This is a genomic window from Streptomyces sp. NPDC006430, from assembly GCF_040612395.1.
Classification (GTDB): Bacteria; Actinomycetota; Actinomycetes; order Streptomycetales; family Streptomycetaceae; genus Streptomyces.
Map to the genome: position 1 here is coordinate 24,280 of NZ_JBEXQA010000005.1, position 25,343 is coordinate 49,622.

Sequence of the window (25,343 nt, forward strand, 5' to 3'; positions counted from 1 at the left end):
TGACCCCGGCATGTCCGTTCGCACCACTGTGCTCTGCCGCGTTAGCCACGCCTCGCAGGCCTCCCGCCCTGTTGACCGCAACCTTGACTTCGCCTGGCTGCCGCGCTTCGTGCACCACTTCATTACCGGGGACGACGATATCTCCCACGGGATCCCCAGAATGGCGGGCAAGAACATCGCGAAGATCAACAAGGGCGTCAAGGCATTCACACAGGCCCTGACCTGCGACTGATCCGCCCAGGCCTGATCAGCATAGAAGCCCCGATCCGGCGATGACGCTCGCCGTCGCCGACGGGGCCTCAGCGGGGGGGGGCGTCCGATGTGCTCCACTCGGCCAGTGCGCAGCACAGACACTCGCACGACGGGTTGACGTCGCCCCAGCCGTCCCAGTAGCCCTCACGGCGGAACCGGGCCACGGGGCGCACGGATTCCCCCGAACGAAAGACCAGGACCGGGCCGGCTGAGTCGCCGTTGATCACCCGGACCGCCTGCCGAGATCATCCGCTCACGCGCCCCGACCCCGAACAACGATGAACACCACACAGGCGATCCACGCGACCGCCCTGAGGGTCACGGCTCACGCGTTCCTCTTGCTCCTCTGCGCGTGGTCCTGGTGCCCGTCGCTTCCGGGTCTCTGCCAGCGCGTTCGAGCCGATCGACCGAAATGACTCGGTCCCTCAGGGCTCGCCTCGTCCCGTGCGATCAACTCCCTTCGAGGCAGCGGGAAGTGATCCGCCATGTTCGCCAGTCGACCGCACAGCACGCACCACGGATGCCGGTACAGGTAGGCCCGACGCATGCGCTGCCAGTGCGGGTCATGCACAGCGCCACCACGTGACGCACGGTCCACGTTCGCCTCGCGCTCATGCTCGGCGCAGCGTCCGCCGGCTCGGGCCAGCTCCGGGCCTCCGGGTACCGAGCAAGGGGGGCGGGGCTTTCGGGGCACGGAGGTACCTCCTGAGACGCGCGCTCATCCACCAAGGAAATGACGAACCTTGACAAAACTCAGAAGCGCGGAACCCCCACACTTCCAGCAGGGCAAAGCGCGCATATCGCTTGACTGCAGGACAGTCGCTCTGACTGTGCGCCCCCATGCGCCCCTCATGCTCCGCCACCGTGGGTTAGGTCACGCTTACGGCGGGTAGGGGGGTGGAAGGACCAGAGGTATGACGCAGACAACAAAGCTCCCGAGTCTCCGACCCGCCTTCGAACTTCGCTGCGGTGGACTCCACTTGACGATTCAGCGAGTCCCCGCATGGCTGGTCACGCTGGTGACAACAACAGCCGGAACCGGGGCGGCCTGGTGGACAGCCCGTTAGAGCGGGATGCGCGAACTCGAACCGTGGCTTCCGCTAGTACCCACGCAGGTCGGTCCGCGGCTTCCGAGACCGCCCGAGCGCGCCGCGCGGCAAGCCGCTCCATCCCCGCCTCTCCCAGGGATTCGGGCGTGGTCGGCACGCCCTCTTCATTGAGGCTCTTGGCGATCTGCGAGGCGGACAGGCCGTCTGCTGCCCACTCGGCCATGTCACGGACGTGCGGGGCCTCTACGGGGTCCGGCACGAGCCGGATGACGGGCAGCAGCTTGCCCCGGATCTCACGCTCCGTCGTGAAGCCGTACGGGGCGACACCGGACACGTGGCTACCGGGCCGCCGGACCGTGTCCTGGGCGGCGGACACATAGGCCGACTTCATGTCGGATTCCTGCTGCGCCAGATCCGCGATGGTGGCGAGGATTCCGCCACCGACCGGCGTGGACGTGTCGAAGCACGGTACGGCGCTTCGATACTGACCAGCCGGACGCCGTGCGATTGCAGTTCGAAGTGACCCGCGTCGTTCCACCCCTTCGCGCTATTGGGTGACGCGCATCGGCTCGCGCTGCGCCATAGGGGACGCCTGGGAATCGTCCTCACGACGCTTCGACTGACGGATGTAGGAGACTGCACGCACGTCGTCAAGGCTAGGCGCAAGGCCCGGCCTGTGATTCCTGAGAGGTGCCATGTGCCTAGTGTGGTAAAGATCAACGTACTGACCGTCCCCGCCGAGCAGCGAGAGGTGCTGGAGCAGCGCTTCGCCTCGCGGGCGGGTGCCGTCGAAGGCTCGGACGGTTTCGAGTGGTTCGAACTGCTGCGGCCCGTGGAGGGCACGGACCAGTACCTCGTCTACACGCGCTGGCGCTCGGAGGAGGACTTCCAGGCGTGGATGGAGGGGCCCATGAAGGCGGCGCACCAGGGCGGTGGCGCGGGCGCGGGCGACCGGCCGAAGCCTGCGGCTTCGGGGTCGACGGTGTGGTCGTTCGAGGTCGTCCAGCAGGCGGCGCCGAAGCCGCAGGCCTGAGCTCGGACCCGGCCCATCGGGCCCGAGCAGCCTTCGCCTCCGTCCCACCCGGCGGGACGGTGGCGGGGCGAGGCGAGGCGAGGCGGGCGACGCCGGGTCGGCTGGATACGGGAACGGGCAGGACGGGGAACCAAGGACCGGGGTCGGCCATCAGGGACCAGGGCCGATCATCAGGACCAGAGCCGGGGATCAACTCCAGAAGGCGTCCTCTTCGTCGATGTTCTGGGTGCACTCGTCGATGTCGGTGATCTTCCCGCCGACGATCGTGAAGAAGAGGCCCTCCTGGATTTCGATCCCCCGATCGCCCCGGTCGGCCCGCACCGTGTGGAAGCTCATGCCGTGCCCGCGCCCGTCGACCAGCACCGCATGCAGATCGGCCTGGAAGGTGCCGTTGGTCTCCTCGCCGAGCCTCCGGTACAGGTCGAGGACCGCTTCGCGACCCTTGTGGTGTCCGGACATCGGGTTGTTGCCGGGCACGTGATGGATGACGTCGGCGGTCATCAGCGAGCCCAGCGTCTCCAGGTCGCCCTTGCCGAAGGCCTCGTAACCGCGGCGGATCAGGGCAGCGTCAGGGTGCTCGGACATGGCGTCTCACGCCTTCCGTGTGAGTGATTTACACCTTTTCCCATCATCGGCCCGTGCCTGTGGATATTCCACGCGGCGGGACGCACGCCGACTCCACAATGACGCCATGAACACCAAAACGAGCAGCAGCAGCTCCACCGCCGCCGCCCCGGCAGCGGACACGTGGACCGTCGTGGCCGAGCACTTCGCCACCGCCGATGCCACTGCCCTGCGCCGCGCCTACTACGCGGAGGTCGCCGGCCGGTACTGGAAGCGGTCCGTCACCGATGCCGAGATCGACCAGGGCCTGCGCGACGATCCGGCCGACGGGCTCGTCCCGCCGACGGGCCGGTTCGTGGTCGGCAGGCTGGCCGGCGCACCCCTGGCGTGCGGCGGCGTACGGCTGCTCGACCTCGGCACCGCCGAGCTCACGAGGGTGTACGTGGACCCGCGCGCCCGGGGCACCGGCGGCGGGGCGGCGTTGCTCGCCGCCCTGGAGGACGAGGCGCGCGCGTTGGGCGCCGAGCGGGTCCGGCTGGACACCCGGTCGGACCTGGTGGAGGCTCGGGCGTTGTATGCACGGCACGGGTATGTGGAGATACCCGCGTACAACTCCGGCCCGTACGCGGAGCACTGGTTCGAGAAGCCCATGGTCTGAACGCGGCTGGGCCGGCTCTCCCCGTTCGGAAGCCGCCGACCCCGGCCGAGGTCGCCCAGTGGGATGGGTCAGGACGGCTCGGGGTGGGTCAGGGTGGATCAGGGCGCGGCGTGGTCCCGGCGGGCGGCGGCGTCGTAGGGCTCCTCGGCATCCGATCCGCAGAGCTCCGTGTTGATCTCCTTGACCAGTTCGACCAGGTCGGTCGGGCGGTCGGGGCCCCACCAGTCACCGAGGAGTTCGGCGAGCGACTCCTGGCGAGCCTCGGCCAGCTTCTCGGCGTGCCCCCGCCCGCGCGCGGTGGGAACCAACGACAGTCCGTCCCGTACCGCGAGCTGTTGTTCCTCCAGCTGGCGGGCGGCGTCCGTGATGACCTTCAGGGGCACGGTGGTCCGGTACGCGAGCACGGCGGGGTCGCCTGAGCCGTACCTGTTGATCCGCAGCAGCAGCCAGCTGGCCGCGGGCAGCAGGTCGAAGCCGGCCCTCTCGGTGATCTTCTCGTACACGTGGCGGCGGCCCTCCCGGGTTCCGAGCACCGACAGTGCGCGGGCGACCTCTTCGCGCGAGGAGCGCTGGACGGGGTTGGAGGCGAGGGTCTCGGTGACATCGGGTGCGGTGACTGAGCCGCGGAGCTTGTCCTCCTTCAGGAACCAGGCCACGACGAAGGCGAGGAGGACGACGGGGACGGCGTAGAGGAAGACGTCGGTGATGGCGGCGGAATAGGCGTCGAGCACGCGGGGCTGCAACGCGGCGGGCAGCTGGGCGATGGCCCGGGGATCGGCCTCCACCTGCGCGGTCGTACCGGGCGGCACCCGGAGCCCTGCGAAGACGGTGGTGAGTTCGTCGTCGAGCCGGTTGGTGAAGACCGTGCCGAAGATCGCGACGCCGAAGGAGGCGCCGATGGAACGGAAGAACGTGGCCCCGGAGGTGGCGACGCCGAGGTCGGCGTAACTGACGGCGTTCTGCACCACCAGCACCAGCACCTGCACGACCAGGCCCAGTCCGACACCGAAGACGAAGAAGTAGGTGCTCATCTCCCAGGTTCCGCTGGTGCGCTCCAAGCGGTGCAGCAGGAGCAGCCCGACCGCGGTCACCGCGGTACCGGCGATCGGGAAGACCTTCCACCGTCCGGTGCGGCTGACGATCTGACCGGAGGTGGTGGAGGAGATCAGCATGCCGAGCACCATCGGCAGCATGTGGACGCCGGACATGGTGGGGGAGACGCCCTGCACCACCTGGAGGAACGTCGGGAGGTAGACCATCGCACCGAACATCGCGAAGCCGACGACGAAGCTGATCACCGAGCAGAGGGTGAAGGTGCGGATCCTGAACAGTCCCAGGGGCAGGACGGGTTCGACGGCGCGCCGTTCGACGAGGAGAAAGGCAGCGAGTAGCACCGCACCGAGCACGGCCAGGCCGATGATCCGGGCCGAGCCCCAGCCCCAGGTGCCGCCCATGGAGGCGACGAGCACCAGGCAGGTGGCGACGCAGGCGATGAGGAAGGTGCCGAGGTAGTCGATGGTGTGCTGGGAGGGGCGTGCGGGGATGTGCAGGGCCGCGGCGATGACGGCGAGCGCGACGAGACCGATGGGGAGGTTGATGTAGAAGACCCAGCGCCAGGACAGGGTGTCGACGAACAGGCCGCCCAGCAGCGGTCCGAGGACGCTGGTCGCGCCGAAGACCGCGCCGAAGAGGCCTTGGTACTTGCCGCGCTCGCGGGGCGGGACGATGTCGCCGACGATCGCCATCGACAGCACGATCAGTCCGCCGCCGCCCAGGCCTTGGAGTGCGCGGAACCCGATGAGCTGCGGCATGTCCTGGGCGAGCCCGCACAGCGCCGACCCGATGAGGAAGAGCACGATGGCGCCCTGGAACAGCTTCTTGCGGCCGTACTGGTCGCCGAGCTTGCCCCACAGCGGCGTGGCGGCAGTGGACGCCAGCATGTAAGCGGTGACGACCCAGGACAGGTGCGCCATGCCGCCCAGGTCGCTGACGATCGTCGGTAGGGCAGTGGAGACGATGGTCTGGTCGAGGGCGGCGATCAGCAGACCGAGCAGCAGGGCGCCGATGGAGACGAGTACCTCACGGGAGGTGTGTTGGGCGGCGGGGTCGGATTTTCGGGGGTCGGGAGGCGGGTTCACGGCGTCCGCAGTCACATCCTGAGCCATCCGCTCCTCCTCAGGCCGGATCAACATGTCCATCCTGAGCGGTGTGGCCGGATATGGCCTCTCGGGCGGGTTGGGCGGGCCCCCGCGGGTCTGCATAATCGCTGGCAATGGCCAGGAAGGGATTCCAGTGAGCGCTGAGCGCTGTCCAGAATGCGGCGCCGTGGGCGTCGACTGCGGGTGCACGGCGGGCACGGGGTTCGAGCCCCTGCGCATCCGTCCGTACGTGACGCTTCCCGACCCCGGCCGGTCCGACGCCCCGCCGCCCCCGCAAGCGGTGCGGGGCGTGGTGGACGGGGCCCCCGGCGGGTACGCCTCTCCCGGCGATGCGCCGCGGGGGGACGACACCCCGGCGTATGGCATACCCGCGGCCTGGCCGGATACGCCGCCGCATGCGCTCTGGCCGGCCGAGACGGTACAGCTCCGGGCGTTCGACCCGGCAGCAGGCGGCAGGGACGGTTTCGGGGGGAGGGGTGGGGGTGGGGGCCCCGAGAAGCGGTCCGGGGCCGGCAGCCGAAAGCGGCTCCCGACGATCCTGGCCGGCGCCGGCACGGTGGTCGCCGTCGGCACGGCGGCCCTGGCGCTGGGGATGCTCCCCCGCTCCGGTGACAGCGACACCGTGCTGCTGGACGCCAAGCCGTCCGCTCCCGCGGTGAGCCTGGACCCAGCGGGCCCGACGCAGTCTGCGTCCGCGGGCAGCCCGTCCCCCTCGGCCTCGGCTTCGGCCTCACCCTCGCGGAGCGCCTCCAAGTCGGCGTCCCCCTCGCCCAGCCCCTCCCGCACCTCGGCTTCTCCGAGTCCGTCGGCGAGCAAGAGCCGCGCGCCCAGCACCCCGCCCCCCTCGAAGGCGCCAACGCTGAGGTACGGGGATACGGGCCCGGAGGTGGAGAAGATGCAGCGGCTCCTGGCGGGGCAGGGCATCTACCGCGGCAAGTTCAACGGCAGGTTCGACAGCCGTACGGAGGAGGCCGTGTCGACATTTCAGGCGTACAACGAAATCTACGGGGACCCTTACGGCGTCTACGGTCCGGAGACCCGCCGGGCCCTGGAGGGCACGGGCTGACGCTCGCGTGGTGGCGCGAACCGCTCATTGTTTTGTATCGTGTAGAAACAAAGTGGTTCCGCCCGCACTCCCTGACCGGTGGGCGGAACCGCTTGTTCTCTTTTCCCGCCCCGTCTGGAGCACCGCCGATGTCGGCCAGCCCCACCACCGCACGCGTCGTCCTCACCGCCAAGGCCCTGCTCCTGGACATGGACGGCACCCTCGTGAACTCGGACGCGGTGGTCGAGCGCTGCTGGCGCGACTGGGCGGTCTCCCACGGTTTGGATCCGCACGAGGCCCTCAAGGTGGTCCACGGCCGGCAGGGCTACGCCACCATGGCCATCCTGCTGCCGGAGCGCCCGATGGAGCTCAACCACGCCGAGAACGCCGTGATGCTCGCCCGTGAGACCGCCGACACCGACGGAGTGGTCCCGGTCGGCGGAGCCGCGGAGTTCATGGCGGCGATCGCCGGACTCCCGCACGCCCTGGTCACTTCCGCCGACGCGGCCCTGGCCGTGGCCCGCATGACCGCCGCGGCCCTGCCGATGCCCGAGGTGCGGATCACCGCCGAGTCGGTCCAGGCCAGCAAGCCCGACCCCGAGGGTTTCCTCAGGGGCGCCGCCGAACTGGGCGTGGACCCGGCCGACTGCATCGTCTTCGAGGACTCCGCGGCGGGCATCGCCGCGGGCCGGGCAGCCGGCATGCGCGTGATCGGCATCGGCCCCCGGGCCACGGCCCACGCCCCGACGGCCCATGCCCCCGACCTGACGTCGATCCAGGTGGCGTACACCCCGGACGGCTCGATCCGCCTCACCCTGGACCCGGCGGCCTGAGGGGCGGGGCTGCCAGGCGGGGGCCGTACGCGAGGGCGTGCCCCGCGGCCGCACGCGAGGACGCGCGCGGAAGGCCCGGATTCGGCGCGAAAGGCCTGGATTCGGGCGCGGCCCGTCGGCGGCGAATGGCCGGGGACCCCCGCCTTCCCCTCCGGAGCCCGGCCCGATCGCCCGCGCCACCACCGGCCGCACCGGCCGGGGCCGCGGCGCGGGCACAGGACTGATGCCCGCCCGGGGCCGGACCAGAGCCGAGCCGAGCCGCTACACCCGCCCAGCCCACCGCCCACCCCGAACGGGCTCCGCCCCCGCTAGCCCGCGATCGCCTCGTACAGCGAGAACGCTGCCAGCGCCGCCATCACGCCGGCTGCGACCTTGGTGATCAGCCGCAGCGGCACGTACTTCATCAGGGTGCGCCCGCCCAGGATGCCGATGCCCGCGACCGCCCACAGGGCGAACACGGCGCCGACGCCGACCGAGACGGGGTTGTCGTAGCGTGCTGCGAGGTTGGCGGTCATGATCTGCGTCAGGTCACCGAACTCGGCCACGAGGATCAGCATGAATCCGGCTCCCGAGACCTTCCAGAAGGACTGGTCGGCGGGCGCCTTGACCTCCTCTTCCCCCTCGCTCTTCTTCAGGAGCAGCATCGCCGCGCCCGCGAGGAAGAGGACTCCGACGACGGCCTGGACGAGTCGATGCGGAAGGAGGGTGAGCACGCTGCCCGCGGCGATGGCGAGTGCGACGTGTACGGCGAAGGCGGCGGCGACACCGGCGAAGACGTAGGAGGCGCGGTAGCGTGTGCCGAGCATCAGGCCGGCGAGGGCCGTCTTGTCGGGGAGTTCGGCGAGGAAGACGACGCCGAAGGCGATGGCCGTGACGGCGAAGCTGAAGTTCGTGCTGAACACGGAGGCGGAACCTCAATCGGTCGGGCAGGGTGCCATCGATACCGAGAGACCTGGGGTTCTTCAGGGGTCGCTTCGGCTCGGCGGCGCCCTGACTGCGTCCATGCACCCGATTGTGAACGGGTGCAGATGAACAGGAACAGGACACTGCGGCCGAAGGTCTCGCTGGCCGACCGCTACGTGCGGCCTGCCTCCGGGCGCCGGCTGGGGTGACCCAGCAGTATGTCGACGGTCCGGCGAAGAGCTACTCCCCTTCTGCTCCCCCAGAATACGCGAAGCCCACCGGTGCCCGGAATGTGACATCGATCCCCTCGCACCTTCGGGCCGCCCCTCTCGCCTTCCCACAGCGCTGCACTCGCCCGGCCCGATCCATACGTCCAGCTTCACCCCCTTCCCGCATGGAATTCCAACTTCCATTTAAACCAGGGGTAGTTAGCGACCCAGGCCTGACGTGCTCATGTCGCAAGCCTGTAACCTTGCGCCCGCCGCCACGCAATCTGGCGCCGCCACCATGGCCGCGCCCCTCCGGGGCCGTCCGGCCACACACCCCCCGCATCCAGGGAGCCCCCTCATGGCCCTCAAGACCCTCATACCCTCTGTCTACGCGCGTCGAATGGGCGTGCTCGCGTCGGCGGCCACGCTCGCCGCCCTCACCTCGATCGTGAACGCGCCCGTCGCCCAGGCAGCCCCACCCACCCCCATCAGCGCCGCCGCCGCCCGCTCCTACCTCGCCACGGTCACGCCGCAGGCCGAGGGCTCCACCAGCGGCTACAGCCGCAGCCTGTTCCCGCACTGGACCACCGTCTCCGGCACGTGCAACACCCGGGAGACCGTCCTCAAGCGCGACGGCGTCAACGTCGTCACGGACTCCTCCTGCGCCTCCGTCAGCGGAAGCTGGTACTCCGAGTACGACGGCGCCACCTGGACCGCCGCCGCCGACCTCGACATCGACCACGTCGTCCCGCTCGCCGAGGCCTGGCGCTCCGGTGCCAGTTCCTGGACCACCTCCAAGCGCCAGCAGTTCGCCAACGACCTCACCCGCCCGCAGCTCATCGCGGTCACCGACAACGTCAACCAGGCCAAGGGCGACCTCGACCCCGGCAAGTGGCTGCCGCCGCGGACCGCCTACCGCTGCACCTACGCCCGGATGTGGGTCGAAGTGAAGCAGTACTGGGGCCTGAGCATGGACTCCGGCGAGAAGTCGGCCCTGGTGAACGTCCTCAACGGCTGCTGACGGTCGGCTCGGCCCGCGGCCGGTCCCGCAGTCGCAACCGTGCCCGCAACCACGGCGCGGGCGGGCGCTGAGCCGACCACCGAGCGGACGCCGTTGCGCCTGCCGGTCGTTGCTCGCTCCGTCCCCCGCCCTATCCCCCGCCAGGGGGAGGCCAGGCTCCCCCTCCCCGTCGTACCGTGATCCAAGGGGCTACGGAGGAGGGGGAGTCGCATGGCCGGATTGCGCCTTGGACCACTGCTGCGCTACGTCGACTGGGACACGGGCGGTTCGGCCACGATATGGGTCGAGACCGACCGCCCGTGCACGGCCGAGGTGCGTTGCGCCGACGGGGCCGGCGGCAGCGTGCGCACCTTCCAGGTCGCCGGGCACCACTACGCGCTGGTGCCGGTGACCGGCCTGACTCCGGCGAGCACCACGGCGTACGAGGTGCTGCTCGACGGCGTGCGCGTCTGGCCGCTACAGGACAGCGCCTTCCCGCAGAGCACGATCACGACGCCCGCCGTCACGTCGGCCGGGAGGCCGGCCCCGGCGCTGCGGGTCACGTTCGGGTCGTGTCGGCAGGCTGCGCCGCCCGCCGGTCGGCGAGGGCCGCACGGCCCCGACGCGCTCGATACCCTCGCGGCGCGACTGGCCGCCGATGCGGATGCGGTGCGGCCGGATGTGCTCCTTCTGCTGGGTGACCAGGTGTACGCGGACCACCTCTCGCGGGAGATGCGGCAGTGGCTGGCGGCCCGCCGGGATCTGCGGGAGGCGCCCGGCGCCCAGGTCGCGGACTACGAGGAGTACACCCGGCTGTACTACGAGTCCTGGCTCGACCCGGAGATCCGCTGGTTGCTCTCCACCGTGCCCAGCCTGCAGATATTCGATGACCACGATGTCGTGGACGACTGGAACACCAGCGCGGCGTGGCTGGCGGAGATGCGGGCGACGCCGTGGTGGCAGGAGCGGGTGCTCGGTGGGCTGATGTCGTACTGGGTGTACCAGCACCTGGGTAACCTCTCGCCGGCCGAGCTCGCGGCCGACGCGCTGTACGAGGCCGTACGGGAGGCTCCGGACGGTACGGATGCGCTCCGGGCGTTCGCGGCCGCGGCGGATGCCGATCCGGGTTCGGTGCGCTGGAGTTACCGGCGCGACTTCGGCCGGTCGCGGCTGTTGATGGTGGACACGCGGGCGGCGCGGGTGCTGGCCGAGGACGGGCGGGCGATGCTCGATCCGGCGGAGCAGGAGTGGCTCCGGGACAATGCGCTGTCCGGGCACGGGAGTTATGACCATTTGCTGATCGGGTCCTCGCTGCCGTGGCTAATGCCTCCGCTGGTCCATGACGCGGAAGCGTGGAACGCGGCGCTGTGTCGGGGAGAGCGGGGGCCGCGGTGGGCGCGGTTCGGGGAAAGTCTTCGGCGGCGCAGCGATCTGGAGCACTGGGCGGCGTTTCCGGCGTCGTTCGCGGCGCTCAGTGATCTGATCGAGGAGGTGGGTACGGGGCCGCGGGCTCCGGCGACGGTGTGCGTGCTGTCGGGGGACGTGCATCACGCGTATGTGGCCGAGCCCCGGATACCCAGTACGGCGCGGGTGTTCCAGTTGACGTGCTCGCCGGTGCACAACTCGATCCACACGGCGGTGAAGTGGGGTTTCCGGCTGGGCTGGTCCCGGGCGGGGCGGTGGCTGGGGCGGGGGTTCTCGCGGCACGGGCGGACGGGTCGGCCGCCGCTGAGCTGGCGGCGTACGGGTGGGCCGTGGTTCGGGAACCAGCTGATGACTTTGGCGTTGGTGGGCCGGTCGGCGCGGCTGCAGTTGGATCAGGCACACAAGGGACAGAGGGGAGAGAAGGGGCAGAGGGGGCAGAACGGAGCTCGTTTGGTGACGGTCCTGGACCGGGAGCTGACAGCGGCGGACTGATGCGGTGGGCCGGGGGCGGCTGTACAGCGGTGCGGCGGGCAAGCCGATGGCCGGTACGGAGGCCGGGGCGCGGTTCGCGAGCCGTGCTCGGGGGCTGACACACCATGGGCCCGCGACGCCCCCGGGCGTACGGCGGGCCAACGCCAGGCGTACGCTGTATGGCTGTCAAGCCGCCCCTGCCGCTCCCCCGCGACGTCGCGGCGCTTCACGCCGAAGCACGTCAATCGGACTGGGGAGTCCCGCTTTGCTTGAGACTCTGGGGTCGTTGACCACGAGCCCATGGATCTACGCCGTGGTGGCGCTGTCCGTCGTGCTCGACGTCTTCTTGCCGGTGCTGCCGAGTGGGGTTCTGGTGATCACCGCGGCGGCGGCTGCGGCGGCTGCCGGGGCGGCGGGGCCGGTACCGGTTCCCGCGCAGGTGCCGGACATCCTGGCCCTGCTGGTGATCGCGACGACCGCGTCGGTACTGGGCGACATGGCCGCGTTCCGGCTGGCCCGCCGCGGTGGAGCCTGGCTGGACCGCGCCATCGCCCGGTCCCGTCGGCTGACCCGGGCGCACGAACGCCTGGGTACGGCCCTGGCCCGGGGCGGCGGCGCCCTGGTGGTGATCGCCCGCTTCGCCCCGGCCGGCCGCTCGGTGGTGTCCCTGGGCGCGGGCAAGACGCACCGCAAGGTCAGGGAGTTCTTGCCCTGGTCGGTCCTAGCGGGCATGGCCTGGGCCGGCTACAGCGTGGCCTTGGGGTATTTCGGCGCCCAGTGGCTCGGGGCCACCTGGCTCGGCACGGCGGTCTCGGTGATCGCCCTCTTCGCGGCGGGGGCCCTGGCCGCCTTCGTCATCCGCCGCCCCACCCCCACGGCGGCCCCGGCGGCCTGACCGACCCCCACCCGCCCGCCCCGAGCGCCTGGCTCCCCCGCCCGGGCGGCTGCGGAGACCGGACCCGCGCCCGGCAGGCGCCGCACCTACCCAACCCACCTGCCCGCCTTACCCAGCCGGCTCCCCCACCCCCGGCCGCGCCCGCCACGCTCCGTCCCGCACACGCCGCCCCACCCCACCCCAGTCCCCCGGTCTCCCGGCCCCCGGTCGGACACCGAGCACCGGGGACGGCACCCCGTCATCGCCGCCGTCGACGGTTCGCCGAACGGCAACCGCGCGCTGGAATGGGCCGTCTCCCAGGCCCTCATGACCCGCGCACCGAACGGCTTGTCCTGCGCGCACCGCGCCGCCTGCCCGGTGGTGGTCGTACCGCTCGCTCGGCCGCCGGTACGGGACCCGTACGGGCAGGTCGTACTCGGCTTGAACACCACGGTCCCGGACGACAGCGCCACCTCCTTCGGGTTCCGCGAGGCGGCTCGGCGCGGCTTCCGGCTCCGGGTCGTGGCGGCGCACCCGGGGACGCGCCCGGCACGCGTGGCAACTCCGACCCGACCACAGCGGTCTGGGCCCACCTGCGCCCGCACGCGCAGCGTTTCCCCCACGTACGGGTCGAACTGCTGATGGCGCCCCCGGCGCGGCCGGCCACCAGGTGGCCGCTTCCCGGGATGCGGACCTGATCGTCATCGGCCGCCACCGCAGGCGCCCCCTCTCCCCACGGCTGGGTTCGGTCACCACGCGGTCCTGCTGTACGCCGGCTGCCCGGTGGGGGTGGTCCCCCTGGAGGAGGACGCCGTACCGGCGGCGGTCTAGGTTCTATGCGGGGGCCGGTGCGCCCCTGACCTGGAGCCCGTCGAGCAGGTCCCGCGTCGCCTCCGCGATCGCGTCCACGGCGGAGTCGAAGACCTCCACATTGTGCGCGGCGGGCGCCCGGAATCCGGACACCTTCCGTACGTACTGCAGCGCGGCGGCGCGGATCTCCTCCTCGGTGGCCTTTTCGGGGATGGCGGGCGGGCGCAGCGTCTTAATGGAACGGCACATACCCCCACTATCGCGCTACTGGGGCAGCTCAGCCCCGGACAGTTTCATGATCAAACCGGCTTGTAGGCGCGCCCGCAGCACGGGATCCGCAACCTCGTCGAGCAGCTCCACGGCCTGCCGCAGCGCGGCGGCGGCCCGCCGGTCCTCCCGCAGCGAGGCGGTCTGGTCGGCCATGTGCTTGAGCGCGGCGTCGGCCCGCCGGTGGAAGAGCTGTCCGATGAGCGTGACGACGAGCCCGACCGAGCTTGTCACCACCCCGAGGTACAGGTCCCCGCTGCTCTCGGCCTTCCACACGGCCAGCGCCACGCCGAGCAGCAGGACGGCAGCTCCTGCCCCGGCGAACCCCTGACTGGTGGCGAAGCTGGTGCGGGCCTGGGTCAGCCCGTACGCGTAGTACTCCACGAGGACGGAGGTGAAGTCGGCGTCGCTCTCCTCACGCCCGGCCGTGATCCCTCCGACATCGGCGTACTTCGGATCCCCCACGACCGGCGCGGGCTCCGCCACCTGCGCGAGCAGCCGCACCCGCTCGGCTTCCCGCTGCTCGTCGAACTTCTTTCCGGCCATCTGCTTCAGCACGACGTACACCACGCCCCCGGCCACAACCGCCAGGCACGCGACACCGCCCGCTATCCACTCGCCCATGCGACGACGATCCCACGAGCCCTCGACAAGCCGTCAAGCCTCCCGTCACATCAACCGTGCAGTTATGACAGGCCATTTCGCTCGGTGCGGCCTGGGGTTTCGTGGTGGAGTTCGTCAGCAGGTGGGGACGGGGTGACCCGACACCCCCCGCCCGTGATCGGCGCACGGATGTCACTTGTAGATGCAGGAGACCCCCCGCCGTGATCGACGGGGGGTCTCCTGGCTGGTGGGCGCGGACGGTTTCGAACCGCCGACATCTGCTTTGTAAGCCTGGCGCCGATCACACAGCAGTCTTGGCTGGTCAACGGGCGTACAGCAGCGCTGGGCGCCCCGTGCTTGCCTGCACCGCTGCGGACCCCAATTGACCGTGGTTGACTGCTCGATCTGGCACGGATCTGGCACGGGCCCTGGCGCCAACACCTGCTTTGTAAGTCCGTCTACCGTGCCCCGTTCAGAAGCGGACCACTGGCTCCTCCTGCCACGGCAACCGCGCATGGCCGCCGTCATCGACCGTCGTTGATGTCAGTTTTGGATGTCCGCTCCCGTGACAACCGCGAGGAACCGGTCACTCTTCGTCGCTACGCTCCAAGACCAGGCCGACGGATCCGTCTTCCAGTCCGTTGTTGTCTTCGAGGTGCAGATGAGCCCCATCCGGAACCCCTTCGCCGGCCAGCACCAGAAGATGCCCGGCAAGCGTCCTGAGACCCGCAGCATTCGCCTCGATGACGACCTCGGACCCGAGGTTCCGCACCTCGATCCGGGCATCAGCATCCCAGGAGAAGCGGAGCCCCGTGCCCTCGACGGCGGCCGTGACGTGAGTGCTCTCGATCGGCGCTGAGCCGGTTCCCGAAGTCATGGAACCCATGATGCCGCTGCACGGGCAGGGTCCCAGAAACCGGGGCTTGTCCCTAGCGCCCAGCACACTGGCGGGCGCCCAGGAAGCAACGGTCACCAGTCACGCCAGGCGTCGGTGATCCCGGCTCGGATGATGCCCTTCCTTGCCAACAGAGCTGCCACGTCCACACCGTGCTCGCCCAAAGTGAGGTCGACGTACTCGCACAACTGCTCTCGTTCTTCGGTGCAGAAACGCATCCCACTGTGGCGGGGATCGCGGTCGACAGCGTTGAGGGCCAGAACGACCCTCTCGACCGCCCGGAGGACCTCCTCGTCGGAAGGCTTCACAAACCCCCGCACCTCCGCCTCAAATGCCTCCAACGCCGAGTCCGTCGCCCTCAGCAAGGACTCCGAGTACATCTCCGCCGCACCGGCGCACTCGGGCTCCAGCATCCCGGCCTCGACGTCGCGGGCCACCTGCGCCATCCAGGCACGCCAGTTCTCAGGGGGTCTGTTCGCCATAGCGAGAAAGTACGCAGCAGCACTGACAACCCAGTTCGGCTGTGCGGTCCTGGCCAGGAGATGGGCGTAGTTCGCGGAGCCGTGAGGGGCTATGAAGAGCTGCTGTCATGTCCCGTCGTTGATGTCAGATGCGGATGTCACCTGTCGCCGGTCCGCGAACGGCCGCCGGTAGTCCGCAGCCTCCCCGACCGGGGGATAGTCCCTGCCGAACATCACGTAGACGGGGTGCTCGGGGTCCCCGACTTCCGGGTTCAGGAAGATGTCCACGTCGTGGTTGGCGAACCGGTGCAGGTACTGGACGAACAACGCCAGCTCCTCGTCCGACAGCCGCTCGTCGAGCCGCTCGTTGTGCATGCCACCCCCGCTATCGGCTGATTGACCGGGTCGGACGATACCCAACGCTGGATGTCAGCGGACCAGGTTGGGAAAGGGGCAGAGCTCCAGCGGTTCATCCTGGCGGTCGGCCCAGTGCCACCAAAGGGTCCGGTCCTGACAGCGCCACAGGGAGCGACAGACCCGCTTGTCGTCCTCCTCGCGCTTGCAAAGAACGTACCCCTTCCACTGCATGGGCCGGTCACAGTCGGGGCACGGAAGCGGCCAGTCAGCCATGATGCGAAACCTGTCTCGGGCGTTGTCAGTGGTCGGTTGTAGCGTCGTGGTCAAGGTTGAGCCGGTTCGATGTTCCTGGGCTCCGGGTCGTCCGGCTGCACGATGCCCGGCACGGGACTGCGACGCTGCTGACCGCCGCCGGCGTACCGCCCCGGGTCGTGATGGAGATCCTCGGGCATTCGCAGATCGCCGTCACCATGAACGTCTACGCCCACGTCGTGCAGGACACGCAGCGCGAGGCGGTCGGGCACATGGATCGGCTGCTCAGGACCCGGCGCGGCCGTTCCTGACCGTCCCCGTTGATGTCAGATATAGATGTCAAAGACCCCCAACCAAGATTGGTTGGGGGCCTTCGTACTGGTGGGCGCGGACGGTTTCGAACCGCCGACATCTGCTTTGTAAGAGCAGCGCTCTACCCCTGAGCTACGCACCCGTGGATGAGTGGACAGCGTACACGGGAGGCACACCCCCCACGCAAACCCGTTCCCGTAGAGGAGAATGGACCGGGGCATGGCGGACACGGTACGGGAGAGGGATTGTGACGACGGCATCCCGGCGGTGGTTCGGCGGGCGGGACGAGAGTCGGCGGGCGGACGCGCAGGCGGCGAAGGATGCCGCCGCGGCCGCGTTCTACGAGCTGGATACGGCGCAGCGGGATCTGCGGATCTCGATGGAGACCATCGCGGCTGCCGACGGGTCGCCCGCGGCGCGCCAGGCCGGGGAGGGTTTCGCCGCGCTCGGGCAGCGGATCGACCAGGTCAGCCAGGTCTACATCGAGGCCGTCGACGCGCACGATCTCGACAGGGTGGATCTCGAAGGGGCCGTCGCCGCGCGGGCGCGGGATCAGTTGGTGCGGGCGCGGGACGAGCTCGTGCGGGTCAGGGAAGAGCTGGACCGGTTCGCGCAGGGGTTGCAGCCGCTGCTGGACCGGGCCGAGACGCAGCTCGCGCGCGTGGCGCCCGCCCGGGAGCGGGCCAGGGCCGCGCTGCTCGCCGCGAGTGCGGCGCTGGACGAGGTACGCGGGAAGGGGATGCGGGCCGACGAGTTCGCGGCGCGGTTGGCCGCGCTCGGGCCGGAGCTGACCCTGCTGAACCAGGGCGCCGCGCAGCACGGGGTGCAGGAGACCGTCCAGCGGGCGGACCGCATCCTGCGTGATGCGGAGGCGATACGGGCCGAGGTCGCTCGGCTGCCGGAGCGGGCTGCGGAGATTGACCGGCGGCTGGTGAGCCTGCGGACCCGGGCACAGGCGCTGCGCAATCGGGCGGACCGGGTGGATCCGGTCCTCAGTGAGCTGCGTCGGCGGTTCAGTGCGGCGTGCTGGCAGGACCTCCAGCAGGTGCCGGACCAGGCGGTACGGGACGTGGCGCGGGCCGAGGAGCAGTTGGGGCAGGCCGCCCGGGCGCGCGATGAGCAGCGTTGGGCAGACGTGGCTGCGCTGATCGAGTCGGTCCGGGGTGCGCTGGACGCCACCGACGAGGCGGTGTCGGCCGCGCAGGACCGGCTGTCCCGGCTGGAGGCGGTGGCGCGGGACCCGCAGGCGGAGGTGCAGCGGACGCGGTTCGCGATCCGGGATGCGCAGCGTCTGGCGATGGAGGGCCGCAGTGTGCCCGATCCGCGGCATGCGAGGCCGTTGGACGAGGCGGTGGCCCGGGTGGATCGGGCGTTGGGAGGGCTGGAGGGGCGGCATCCCGACTACTGGCATTTCCTCCTGGAGATGGAGGAGGTCCGGGTGGCAGTGGGCCGGGTGGTGGCGGAGATGCGGGGCCGACGCGTCGTCGGGTGAGAGCGGAGTTGTCCTGGGGGCGGCAGCGGCGGATGCTGGAGGTGCCGGGAACGGAGCAGAGGAGGGCGGTATGTCTGCCCACACTTCTCACAAGCATCGTGCGCCGCGGGCGTCTCGGGGATCTCAGAATTCCCAGGTACCCCCTATGTCGCACGAGTCGCACGAGTCATACGCGCCTCATGCGCTGTACGGGTGCCACGAGCCTCATGAATCCTATGCACCGTACGTAGCCCATGAGCCCTATCCGACCCACGCACCGCAGGGCTCGCGCGGGACCGAGATGCTGCGACGCGTTCTGCACCCCGTCAACGCCCGGCTCGACGAGCATCTGCCCACCGATCACAAGCTCAGCAAGGTCTACCGGGTCGGCGCCGGCCTGACCGGGCTACTGCTGGTCGCCTTCGGCATCCTTGGGATCATCGACCGGATCGGGTTCTTCGACACGGGCGGAGACACGGTGCTCGCCCTGAACACCAACGGCGCGCTGAGTGTCCTGTCGATCGTCATCGGAGGGCTGTTGTTCGTCGGGATGGTGATCGGCGGCACTTTCGCCTCCACTCTGAACATCGTGCTCGGGGTGGCGTTCATCCTGAGCGGCTTCGTCAATCTGGCCCTGCTGGACACCGGCCTGAACTTCCTGGCCTTCAGGATCCAGAACGTGCTGTTCAGCTTCGTCGTCGGCGTGATGCTGATGTGGTTCGGGATGTACGGGCGGGTGGGCAGCGCGCTGCCGCACGACAATCCGTACTGGCGCGCCCGCCACCCCGAGGAGGCCGCCCGGGAGGACCGGGCACGGGCCGGGACCCACCCGGCACGGGCCTGACCGGGGCACGGCACAGGCCTGACCGGGCCCGGTGCCAGGACCGGGCCTCGTCCGGGGCGCGGTCTACGGCGACGTCCGGCGGGCGCTGGAGCCGAAGGCGGCCGGCTCTGTAGCCTTGGGCCATGCCTCGTTACGAATTCCGCTGCCGGACCTGCGACGACACCTTTGAGGTCAGCCGGCCCATGGCCGAGTCGTCCGCTCCCGCAGACTGCCCGGCCGGGCACGCCGACACCGTCAAGTTGCTCTCCGCCGTCGCCGTCGGCGGGACCAGCAGTGCCCCCGCACCCTCTGGAGGAGGTTGCTGCGGCGGGGGCGGTTGCTGCTAGCTATCGCTTGCGCGACAGGGTGATGCCGTCCGAGATCGCGAGCAGGACCGAGTCCATGCGGGGATCCGCCGAGACGTGGTCGTTGTAGGCCCGTACGCCCGCCGCCGAACCGGTGGCCGATGCGTCGAGGACCGTGCCGTGGAACAGGGTGTTGTCCGTGACGATCAGCCCGCCCTGGCGCATGCGCGGAACCAGTTCCTCCCAGTAGGCGATCTGGCTCTCCTTGTCCGCGTCCACGTAGGCCATGTCGATGTGCGGTTCCTGCGGCATCGCCTTCAGCGTCTCCAGCGCCGGGGCGATCCGCAGGTCGATCCGGTCGGCGACGCCCGCCGCCTCCCAGGCCTCGCGACCGTACGCCGTCCACTCCTGCGAGATGTCGCACGCGATCAGCACGCCGTCCGCCGGCAACGCCTGGGCCATCGACAGGGTCGAGAAACCGGTGAACGTGCCGATCTCCACGATGTGACGGGCGCCCGTCAACCGGACCAGGAAGGCCAGCAGCGGGCCCTGCTCCTGCGCCGACTGCATGCCGGCGACGTCCGGGAACTTCTCGTACGTCGTCGCCACCAGGCCCTCCTGGATCGCGTCCAGCGGAGGGTTGTGGTCGAGCATGTAACGGTAGAGCTCGTCGGTGATCTTGGTGCTGTTGCCTTTGGTCATGCGCCCAGTGTGCCGACTTCGCGCGCCTCCCGGACGGCCCGGGCGAAGGCGCGCACGATCTCCTCGCCCGCCTGGACCCCCGCCGTGGCCAGGGCGGTGACCGTCGGTGCGCTCCAGCCCGCGTCGGCCAGTTCTCCGTGGCCCGGGCGCCAGGCCGCGTCCGCCGCCAGCAGCAGGTCCGCGTCCAGCAGGGAGTCGCCTGCGGCGAGCGCCGTGGAGGCGCCCGTACGGCGGGCCACCTCGCGCATGGCCGCGCTCTTCGTCAGCGGGCGCGGCACCGCGTAGATCTTGCGGCCCTGGAGGGAGACCGTCCAGCCCCGCCCCTCCGCCCACCGCGTCAACGACTTGATCCACTCCGGCGGCACCAGATCCCGTTCGACGACCAGGTACGCGAACAGGTCCTCCGCCACCCGCGCCTTGCGCAGCCATGCCGGGTCCGCCGTCGCCAGCAGGTGCCCGTGCACCTCCTCCAGCGGGGCGCATTCATGCGCGAGCTGCGCCGCCACCCGGCGCCGCCAGTCCCGGTCCGGCACCCCGTCGACGAGTAGTTGCCCGCCGTTGGCGCAGATCGCGTACTTCGCCGGGCGGCCGGGGAAGCGGATGCGCTGGTACTGCTTGCGCGTCCGGGTCGTGGTCGGGACGAAGACCACCGCGGGATCGGCGGTCAGGTCGGCCAGCAGGGCCGCCGCGGTCTCCGTCATGTACGACAGCGGCTTGCTCTCGTGTACCTCGACGCACAGCAGCCGCGGGGCCACCGGGTCGGGCATGGTGAGACCGAGCGCGGCCGTCGAGTAGATGAGCGTACGGTCGAGATCACTGGCTACCAGGACAGTCACTTGGAGGCCACAGCCTTTCCGTCGGCGCCGGTCGCGCCGCGCGTGAAGCGGGGGTGGATGAGTCCTACGCACGTGTAAGGCAGTCCGTCCGCCTCTTCCACCGGCACGCCCCGCTGCTCGGCGAGCAGACGTACGTGGTCCAGGTCGGCCCCGGCGCCGCGCTGGGCCAGGATCTTCCACGGCACGCGCCGCAGCAGCACCCGCGTCGTCTCGCCGACACCGGGCTTGACCAGGTTCACGTCGTGAATGCCGTACTCCTCGCTGATCCGCTCCACCGCCGCCCAGCCCTCCCAGGTGGGCGTGCGGTCGGCCGCCAGCAGCTCCTTGACCTCGGCGTCCACCGCCTCGGCCACCTCGTCGAAGTGGGCGGCGACGGTGTCGACGAAGTCGACGGAGACATCGGCTCCGGCGAGTTCGCGGTAGAACTTCGCGCCGTGGAAATCGGTGGGTCCGACCAGGTCGGACCTGAGCACCGTACGCGAGATCAGTCCGGAAACGGTGGAATTGAGGCAGGCGGAGGGGATCAGGAAGTCCTCGCGCGTGCCGTACGTGGACACGCAGGAGCCGGGGTCGGCGAGGACCACGATCTCCGGGTTGAAGCCGGGGAACTCCTCCAGGGCGGCGGACAGTTCGCGGGTGATGGCACCCTTGCCCGTCCAACCGTCCACGAAGACCACGTCGGCGGGGTCGTGGTGGGCGGCGAGCCAGCGTAGGGCGGTGGCGTCGATGCCGCGGCCCCGCACGATCGAAACGGCGTAGTGCGGCAGGTCCAGGCCGTGCCGGACCCGGGCCCAGCGGCGCATCAGGACGCCGACGGGCGTGCCGGCGCGGGCCAGCGAGACCAGGACCGGGGAGGGGGACCGCTCGGCCAGGACGGTCTCGGTGACCGTGCCGACGGCCCGGGCCATCCGGGCGGCCGAGGCGATCAGCGCGCTCTGGTAAAGCTCCTGGTACCGGGGGGACGGCTGGTACTCGACGGGCAGTGACTCGGCGTAGTGCGCGCCGCCGGCCTGGATGGCCTCCTCCCGCTCCTCGGTCGGGGCCTCGAGCGCCACGTCCGAGAGGTCCTGGAGCAGCCAGCCGACGTCCTCGGCGGCGTACGAGGAGAAGTCGGGTCCGCGCAGGGGCTCGGGCAACATCGGCTCGGGCATGATCGGCTCCCGCCGGTCGGAGGAAACGTCGGATGGAACGCCGGAGGAAATGCCGGAGATAACGCCGGAGGTAACAGGGGTCTCGTCGGAAGCGTCGTCGGGGGCGGCCTCGGGGGAAGCGCCCCCGGCAACGGCCGGGGCGTACGAAGGGACCACCACGAGCAGGACCCGGCCCACGTGCGGGGCCAGGCGGGCGAGGAGCCCGTCGGGGGCGTGCAGCGCGCCGGTGTCCCCGTGCGCGTCGACCACGGCGACGACGGTGTCGAAGCCGGCGCCCGCGACGTTGTACGCGTACCGGTCGCCGGGCCCGTCGGCGGGGGCGTCGTGGGCGGGGAAGACGAGCCGGGTGCGGATGGCGTAGCCGGGGTCGTCGACGGCGAGCACGGGCGAGCGGGTGGTGGTGGAGAACCGGACCTCGGCCGCGGTGCCCGTGGCCTCCAGAGCCCGCGCGAGGCGCAGCGGCGCGTACATCAGCTCTTCGTTGCCGAGGACGAGGACCCGGCCGGACTCGGTGCCCAGTGCGTCGGTGAGCTGGCGGGTCAGCGCCGGCAGGGCGGCGTCGAGCCGGGCGCGGTGCTCGGGGGTGAAACCGTGCCGTCCTCCGTCCGGGACCCCGGCGGGCCAGTCCAGTGCGATGCGCCCGACCGGGGGCCGGCTTCCGGCAGCCGGAGGCTCCGCTCCCTGGGTCTCGTGCCGCTCGACCAGTGCCTGGCCCTTGGCCAGGACCCCGTCCGGGAGGTGGACCGTGCCGGAGGCCAGGGCGATCAGGTCGACGCGCGCACCGAGTTCGGCGGCGAAGTCGGTGAGCCGGTCGCGGTCGGCCGGGGAGCGCATGTCGACGAGGGCGACGACCACGTAGTGGGTGCGGGGGTGACGGGCGTGCAGGTCGCGGATGGTGTTCAGGACCGTGTTGCCGGTGGAGAACTCGTCGTCGACGAGGACGAGGGGCCCGTCTCCGGCCAGTAGCTGCGGATCCTCGGGCAGCAGCAGGTGCGAGGTGGCGTGCGAATGGGCCTCCTCGAACCCGCCCGCGGGATCCACGCCCGGCACGGGGCGGCGGGTGGAGTGCAAGTAGGGGGCCGTCCCGAGGCCGTCGGCCACGCAGTGGCCGAGCCCGGTCGCGGTCTCGGCGTACCCGAGGACCAGCGCCCGGGCGGCGTCCTCGCCGAGGAGCTCCCGGACCCGCTGCCCGAGCCCGTACCCGGCGGCGTAGACGGTCTGCGGGGACTGCGGGACGTGCTTGCCCAGCACCTGCGAGACCAGCAGGTGGGCCCGCTTGGGGTTGCGCCGCAGCGCCAGCCCGAGGAGCTCGTCCAGCCGCGGCGCGTCCGGGGCGCCAGCCTCTTCCAGGCGTACGCCCAGTCGGTCCGCCACCCAGGTTCCCGACCACACCGCGTCGATCGTCTTGCCTCTCTCCGTACCCGCCGGGCTCGCCGGGCTCTCCGTACTCGCCGTATCCGCCGGACTCTCCGCACTCGCTGCCGTCATGGGTCCGCTCACACCTGAAGTCCGGCCGTGAGCAGGTCGACGAAGCCGACCTGCTCCTTCGCCACGCCGAAGACCTCGGCGCGCAGCATGGTGCGCTCGGCCCAGGCCCGGTGGGGCTTCACCTCGTTCATCTTGTTCGTGTAGGCGGAACGCATGACTCCGCCGCCGCCGCGCTCCGGGCGCAGGATGTCCTGGGCGTCGCTGAACTCCTCGTGGGAGACCACCGACAGCGCGTGGACGGGCGTGACGTGGGCGGGGTGGATGCAGGTCTTGCCGAGGAGCCCGTTGGCCCGGTCGAGTTCGATCTCGCGCAGCAGGCCGTCGAGGTCGTGCTCGATGAGGGCGGTGCGCAGTTCTTCGGCGCCCTCCTCCAGGAAGGGGCTGCGGCGCAGCTGGGGCTTGAAGAGGCGCTGCTGGCTGCGGAAGTACTCCCAGACGGGTCCGGTCACGGTGAAGCCGGTGCCGTCGGCGCGGCTCAGCACGTTCACCACGTCGGCGATCACGCCGGCGACGATCTGGACGTCGTAAGCGGTCATGTCCGGGGTGCGGCGCAGGCCGTAGACCGAGCAGAAGTCGGTGACGCCGAGGCGCAGGGCCAGTACGCGATCGCGGTAGCGGTTGACCGTGCGGGAGATGCCGGCGAGGGTTTCGACGCGGCTTTCGAGGTGGAGGAGGTCGGGGGTCTCCAGAACGGGCATCGCGTACAGCCGCTGGTGCCCGTTTTCCGTCTCGGCCTGGGCCACGGCGTCGAGGAAGGCGGTTCCGCGACCCTCCGTGAACTTGGGGAGCACGAATCCGGCCAGCCTCCGTGCGGAGCCGCCGAGGCGGTGCACGAGGTCGGGTATCTGCTCGGGCGTACGCACCCTGATGAAGAGGAGCGGCAGCTCGCTCCCGTCCGCGTCGAGGTCGGCGAACTGTCGTACGAGGTTCTGCTCGGCGTCCGCGACTTCGGCGTCGCTGATGGAATCCTCCAGGCAGAGAACCATGGAGACGACTCCGCGGCCGGCCTGCTTGTGGACGTCTGCGGCGAGGCTCGGTCGGGTGGCCGGGCTGTAGAGGGTGGCCCCGAGGGCGGCGGCGAGAATGCGGGCGGAGGAGGCGGCAGTGAACTCGACCGGCTCCTGGTGGAAGAGGTCCTTTCGGACAGCGGGCGATATGTGCCCAAAGTGACGCATGTGCTTCCCCCGTACTGCCTCGGCGGCCCAACTGGCGTGGCCGGTAATAGTACGTACGAATGTGGGTCAAGAGTTCCCCAAGCACATGAAGTTCAGGTAACCCTCTTGCACCATGCCCAGGTCTTTCGTTCGCGACAAGGTCCTGCGGGGGGCCGCGTTGTTCCGCGCCGCCCCGGGAGGGCAGGATGACGGGCATGACGCACGCGATGCAGAAGGGCTCGAACATCCCGGTGACCGCCGTCGCGGTCCGGGCGGTGCTGCGCTGGACCGACGGCCCCGAGGTGCCGGATGTCGATGCCTCGGCGCTGCTCGTGGGCCCGGACGGGCGGGTGCGCTCGGACGAGGACTTCGTGTTCTACAACCAGCCCCGCCACCCCTCGGGGGCCGTTTGGAGACTCGGCAAGAAGCAGCTCGGCGACGGGATCACCGACGCCGTGCAGGCGGATCTGCGCGCGGTGCCTGCGGTCGTGGACCGCATCCTGGTGGTGGCGTCCGCCGAGGACGTGCCCTTCCAGCAGGTCCAGGACCTGCGGATCCTGCTGTACGACGCCACGGCGAGCGGCGGCTCCGAGCCGTTGGCCTACTTCGACGTGCGGCCCGAGACCGGCGCCGAGACGGCGCTGATCTGCGGGGAGCTGTACCGCCGGGGCGACGGGTGGAAGTTCCGGGCGCTGGGCGAGGGCTACTCGAACGGACTGGTGGGGCTGGCCACCGACCACGGGATCTCCGTGGACGAGAACGCCGCCGAGGATGCGTCCGGGGCCGCGGCCGGGCCCACCGCCGAGCAGACGGCCGCGATGCGCCCGCCGACCCCGCACGCCCCACCGACGCAGGCCCCGCCGGCCCAGCAGCCGGCGTACGGGTACCCACAGCCGGTGTCCCCGGCCCCGGTGCCGAGCCCGGGCGGCGACCCGACGTTCCGGCTGCCGGTGCAGGGCCCGCAGTTCATCCGCCGCTGAC

Annotated in this window: 26 protein-coding genes, 1 tRNA gene and 1 pseudogene; 14 read left to right on the forward strand and 14 right to left on the reverse strand. The window is 70.7% G+C overall.

Annotation, left to right across the window (positions count from 1 at the left end; all coding sequences use genetic code 11):
- Positions 1 to 10 precede the first annotated feature (10 nt).
- Positions 11 to 232 (forward strand): hypothetical protein, encoded by a 222-nt coding sequence (locus ABZZ20_RS09875; RefSeq protein ID WP_356868663.1) that lies wholly within the window; start codon positions 11 to 13, stop codon positions 230 to 232.
- A gap of 1,031 nt (positions 233 to 1,263) precedes the next feature.
- Here ABZZ20_RS09875 and ABZZ20_RS09880 read toward each other — a convergent pair.
- Entirely contained in the window at positions 1,264 to 1,839 is a 576-nt protein-coding gene (locus tag ABZZ20_RS09880; protein WP_356868665.1) for a recombinase family protein, read from the reverse strand.
- 159 nt (positions 1,840 to 1,998) lie between these two features.
- On the opposite strand from ABZZ20_RS09880, the gene ABZZ20_RS09885 reads away from it, so the two are divergent.
- Positions 1,999 to 2,334, forward strand: a complete 336-nt coding sequence (locus ABZZ20_RS09885) for an antibiotic biosynthesis monooxygenase (RefSeq protein ID WP_356868667.1) — start codon at positions 1,999 to 2,001, stop codon at positions 2,332 to 2,334.
- A 189-nt stretch (positions 2,335 to 2,523) separates the two neighbouring features.
- Here ABZZ20_RS09885 and ABZZ20_RS09890 read toward each other — a convergent pair whose 3' ends face one another.
- Positions 2,524 to 2,919 (reverse strand): nuclear transport factor 2 family protein, encoded by a 396-nt coding sequence (locus ABZZ20_RS09890; protein ID WP_356868669.1) that lies wholly within the window; start codon positions 2,917 to 2,919, stop codon positions 2,524 to 2,526.
- Positions 2,920 to 3,025: 106 nt separating this feature from the next.
- Here ABZZ20_RS09890 and ABZZ20_RS09895 point away from each other — a divergent pair, with 106 nt between their 5' ends.
- The gene (locus ABZZ20_RS09895) at positions 3,026 to 3,556 is read left to right on the forward strand and encodes a GNAT family N-acetyltransferase (RefSeq protein WP_356868671.1); all 531 of its coding nucleotides are present in this window, start codon (positions 3,026 to 3,028) and stop codon (positions 3,554 to 3,556) included.
- A 98-nt stretch (positions 3,557 to 3,654) separates the two neighbouring features.
- Here the strand turns inward: ABZZ20_RS09895 and ABZZ20_RS09900 are convergent, their stop codons facing one another.
- Positions 3,655 to 5,721, reverse strand: coding sequence for an MDR family MFS transporter (locus ABZZ20_RS09900; RefSeq protein ID WP_356868673.1), 2,067 nt, complete (start codon positions 5,719 to 5,721; stop codon positions 3,655 to 3,657).
- 586 nt (positions 5,722 to 6,307) lie between these two features.
- Between ABZZ20_RS09900 and ABZZ20_RS09905 the strand changes: the two genes are divergently transcribed.
- Together ABZZ20_RS09905 and ABZZ20_RS09910 are read left to right on the forward strand one after the other, a co-directional pair.
- Positions 6,308 to 6,781 carry a peptidoglycan-binding domain-containing protein gene (locus ABZZ20_RS09905; protein ID WP_356869120.1) on the forward strand — a complete coding sequence of 158 codons (474 nt, stop codon included), beginning with the start codon at positions 6,308 to 6,310 and terminating at the stop codon, positions 6,779 to 6,781.
- A gap of 128 nt (positions 6,782 to 6,909) precedes the next feature.
- Positions 6,910 to 7,593, forward strand: a complete 684-nt coding sequence (locus ABZZ20_RS09910; RefSeq protein ID WP_356868675.1) for an HAD-IA family hydrolase — start codon at positions 6,910 to 6,912, stop codon at positions 7,591 to 7,593.
- 308 nt (positions 7,594 to 7,901) lie between these two features.
- Here the strand turns inward: ABZZ20_RS09910 and ABZZ20_RS09915 are convergent, their stop codons facing one another.
- Positions 7,902 to 8,495, reverse strand: a complete 594-nt coding sequence (locus tag ABZZ20_RS09915) for a TMEM165/GDT1 family protein (RefSeq protein ID WP_356868677.1) — start codon at positions 8,493 to 8,495, stop codon at positions 7,902 to 7,904.
- Between the two features lie 586 nt (positions 8,496 to 9,081).
- Here ABZZ20_RS09915 and ABZZ20_RS09920 point away from each other — a divergent pair.
- The 4 genes from ABZZ20_RS09920 to ABZZ20_RS09935 all read left to right on the forward strand — a co-directional run bounded on the left by ABZZ20_RS09920 (position 9,082) and on the right by ABZZ20_RS09935 (position 13,117).
- Positions 9,082 to 9,726: an HNH endonuclease family protein gene (locus tag ABZZ20_RS09920; protein ID WP_356869122.1), complete on the forward strand. Its 645-nt coding sequence runs from the start codon at positions 9,082 to 9,084 to the stop codon at positions 9,724 to 9,726.
- 210 nt (positions 9,727 to 9,936) lie between these two features.
- Positions 9,937 to 11,622 (forward strand): alkaline phosphatase D family protein, encoded by a 1,686-nt coding sequence (locus ABZZ20_RS09925; RefSeq protein WP_356868679.1) that lies wholly within the window; start codon positions 9,937 to 9,939, stop codon positions 11,620 to 11,622.
- Positions 11,623 to 11,866: 244 nt separating this feature from the next.
- A complete protein-coding gene (locus ABZZ20_RS09930) occupies positions 11,867 to 12,496 on the forward strand; it encodes a VTT domain-containing protein (RefSeq protein ID WP_356868681.1) in 630 nt (209 codons plus the stop codon).
- Between the two features lie 306 nt (positions 12,497 to 12,802).
- Positions 12,803 to 13,117 (forward strand): hypothetical protein, encoded by a 315-nt coding sequence (locus tag ABZZ20_RS09935; protein ID WP_356868683.1) that lies wholly within the window; start codon positions 12,803 to 12,805, stop codon positions 13,115 to 13,117.
- A 192-nt stretch (positions 13,118 to 13,309) separates the two neighbouring features.
- Here ABZZ20_RS09935 and ABZZ20_RS09940 read toward each other — a convergent pair whose 3' ends face one another.
- From ABZZ20_RS09940 to ABZZ20_RS09960, 5 genes are all read right to left on the reverse strand, one after another.
- Entirely contained in the window at positions 13,310 to 13,534 is a 225-nt protein-coding gene (locus tag ABZZ20_RS09940) for a DUF2277 domain-containing protein (RefSeq protein WP_356868685.1), read from the reverse strand.
- 15 nt (positions 13,535 to 13,549) lie between these two features.
- Positions 13,550 to 14,176: a hypothetical protein gene (locus tag ABZZ20_RS09945; protein ID WP_356868687.1), complete on the reverse strand. Its 627-nt coding sequence runs from the start codon at positions 14,174 to 14,176 to the stop codon at positions 13,550 to 13,552.
- 565 nt (positions 14,177 to 14,741) lie between these two features.
- Complete coding sequence (locus tag ABZZ20_RS09950) at positions 14,742 to 15,032, reverse strand: hypothetical protein (RefSeq protein WP_356868689.1); 291 nt, start codon at positions 15,030 to 15,032, stop codon at positions 14,742 to 14,744.
- Positions 15,033 to 15,124: 92 nt separating this feature from the next.
- Entirely contained in the window at positions 15,125 to 15,532 is a 408-nt protein-coding gene (locus ABZZ20_RS09955) for a hypothetical protein (RefSeq protein WP_356868691.1), read from the reverse strand.
- A gap of 105 nt (positions 15,533 to 15,637) precedes the next feature.
- Positions 15,638 to 15,886 carry a hypothetical protein gene (locus tag ABZZ20_RS09960; protein ID WP_356868693.1) on the reverse strand — a complete coding sequence of 83 codons (249 nt, stop codon included), beginning with the start codon at positions 15,884 to 15,886 and terminating at the stop codon, positions 15,638 to 15,640.
- 299 nt (positions 15,887 to 16,185) lie between these two features.
- Here ABZZ20_RS09960 and ABZZ20_RS09965 point away from each other — a divergent pair.
- Positions 16,186 to 16,431 (forward strand): annotated as a pseudogene (locus tag ABZZ20_RS09965) (tyrosine-type recombinase/integrase); the annotation flags it as partial.
- 68 nt (positions 16,432 to 16,499) lie between these two features.
- Here ABZZ20_RS09965 and ABZZ20_RS09970 read toward each other — a convergent pair.
- Positions 16,500 to 16,574: transfer RNA gene (locus ABZZ20_RS09970), tRNA-Val, on the reverse strand.
- A gap of 105 nt (positions 16,575 to 16,679) precedes the next feature.
- Between ABZZ20_RS09970 and ABZZ20_RS09975 the strand changes: the two genes are divergently transcribed.
- The 3 genes from ABZZ20_RS09975 (at position 16,680) to ABZZ20_RS09985 (ending at position 19,073) form a co-directional block, all read left to right on the forward strand.
- Complete coding sequence (locus tag ABZZ20_RS09975) at positions 16,680 to 17,924, forward strand: hypothetical protein (protein WP_356868695.1); 1,245 nt, start codon at positions 16,680 to 16,682, stop codon at positions 17,922 to 17,924.
- A gap of 280 nt (positions 17,925 to 18,204) precedes the next feature.
- Positions 18,205 to 18,747, forward strand: a complete 543-nt coding sequence (locus ABZZ20_RS09980; RefSeq protein WP_356868697.1) for a DUF4383 domain-containing protein — start codon at positions 18,205 to 18,207, stop codon at positions 18,745 to 18,747.
- A gap of 122 nt (positions 18,748 to 18,869) precedes the next feature.
- The gene (locus ABZZ20_RS09985) at positions 18,870 to 19,073 is read left to right on the forward strand and encodes a zinc ribbon domain-containing protein (RefSeq protein ID WP_266629577.1); all 204 of its coding nucleotides are present in this window, start codon (positions 18,870 to 18,872) and stop codon (positions 19,071 to 19,073) included.
- Here ABZZ20_RS09985 and ABZZ20_RS09990 read toward each other — a convergent pair whose 3' ends face one another.
- From ABZZ20_RS09990 to ABZZ20_RS10005, 4 genes are read right to left on the reverse strand one after another with little or no spacing between them, the layout of a single operon-like run.
- Positions 19,074 to 19,733: an O-methyltransferase gene (locus ABZZ20_RS09990; RefSeq protein WP_356868699.1), complete on the reverse strand. Its 660-nt coding sequence runs from the start codon at positions 19,731 to 19,733 to the stop codon at positions 19,074 to 19,076.
- The gene (locus ABZZ20_RS09995) at positions 19,730 to 20,569 is read right to left on the reverse strand and encodes an HAD family hydrolase (RefSeq protein ID WP_356868701.1); all 840 of its coding nucleotides are present in this window, start codon (positions 20,567 to 20,569) and stop codon (positions 19,730 to 19,732) included. Before ABZZ20_RS09995 ends, ABZZ20_RS09990 begins: the two co-directional genes overlap by 4 nt.
- Positions 20,566 to 23,208, reverse strand: coding sequence for a phosphoribosyltransferase (locus tag ABZZ20_RS10000; protein WP_356868703.1), 2,643 nt, complete (start codon positions 23,206 to 23,208; stop codon positions 20,566 to 20,568). The genes ABZZ20_RS09995 and ABZZ20_RS10000 overlap by 4 nt, the downstream gene beginning before the upstream one ends.
- Positions 23,209 to 23,216: 8 nt before the next feature.
- The gene (locus ABZZ20_RS10005; RefSeq protein WP_356868705.1) at positions 23,217 to 24,383 is read right to left on the reverse strand and encodes an HpcH/HpaI aldolase/citrate lyase family protein; all 1,167 of its coding nucleotides are present in this window, start codon (positions 24,381 to 24,383) and stop codon (positions 23,217 to 23,219) included.
- Positions 24,384 to 24,577: 194 nt separating this feature from the next.
- On the opposite strand from ABZZ20_RS10005, the gene ABZZ20_RS10010 reads away from it, so the two are divergent.
- Positions 24,578 to 25,342 carry a TerD family protein gene (locus tag ABZZ20_RS10010; protein ID WP_356868707.1) on the forward strand — a complete coding sequence of 255 codons (765 nt, stop codon included), beginning with the start codon at positions 24,578 to 24,580 and terminating at the stop codon, positions 25,340 to 25,342.
- Position 25,343 lies beyond the last annotated feature (1 nt).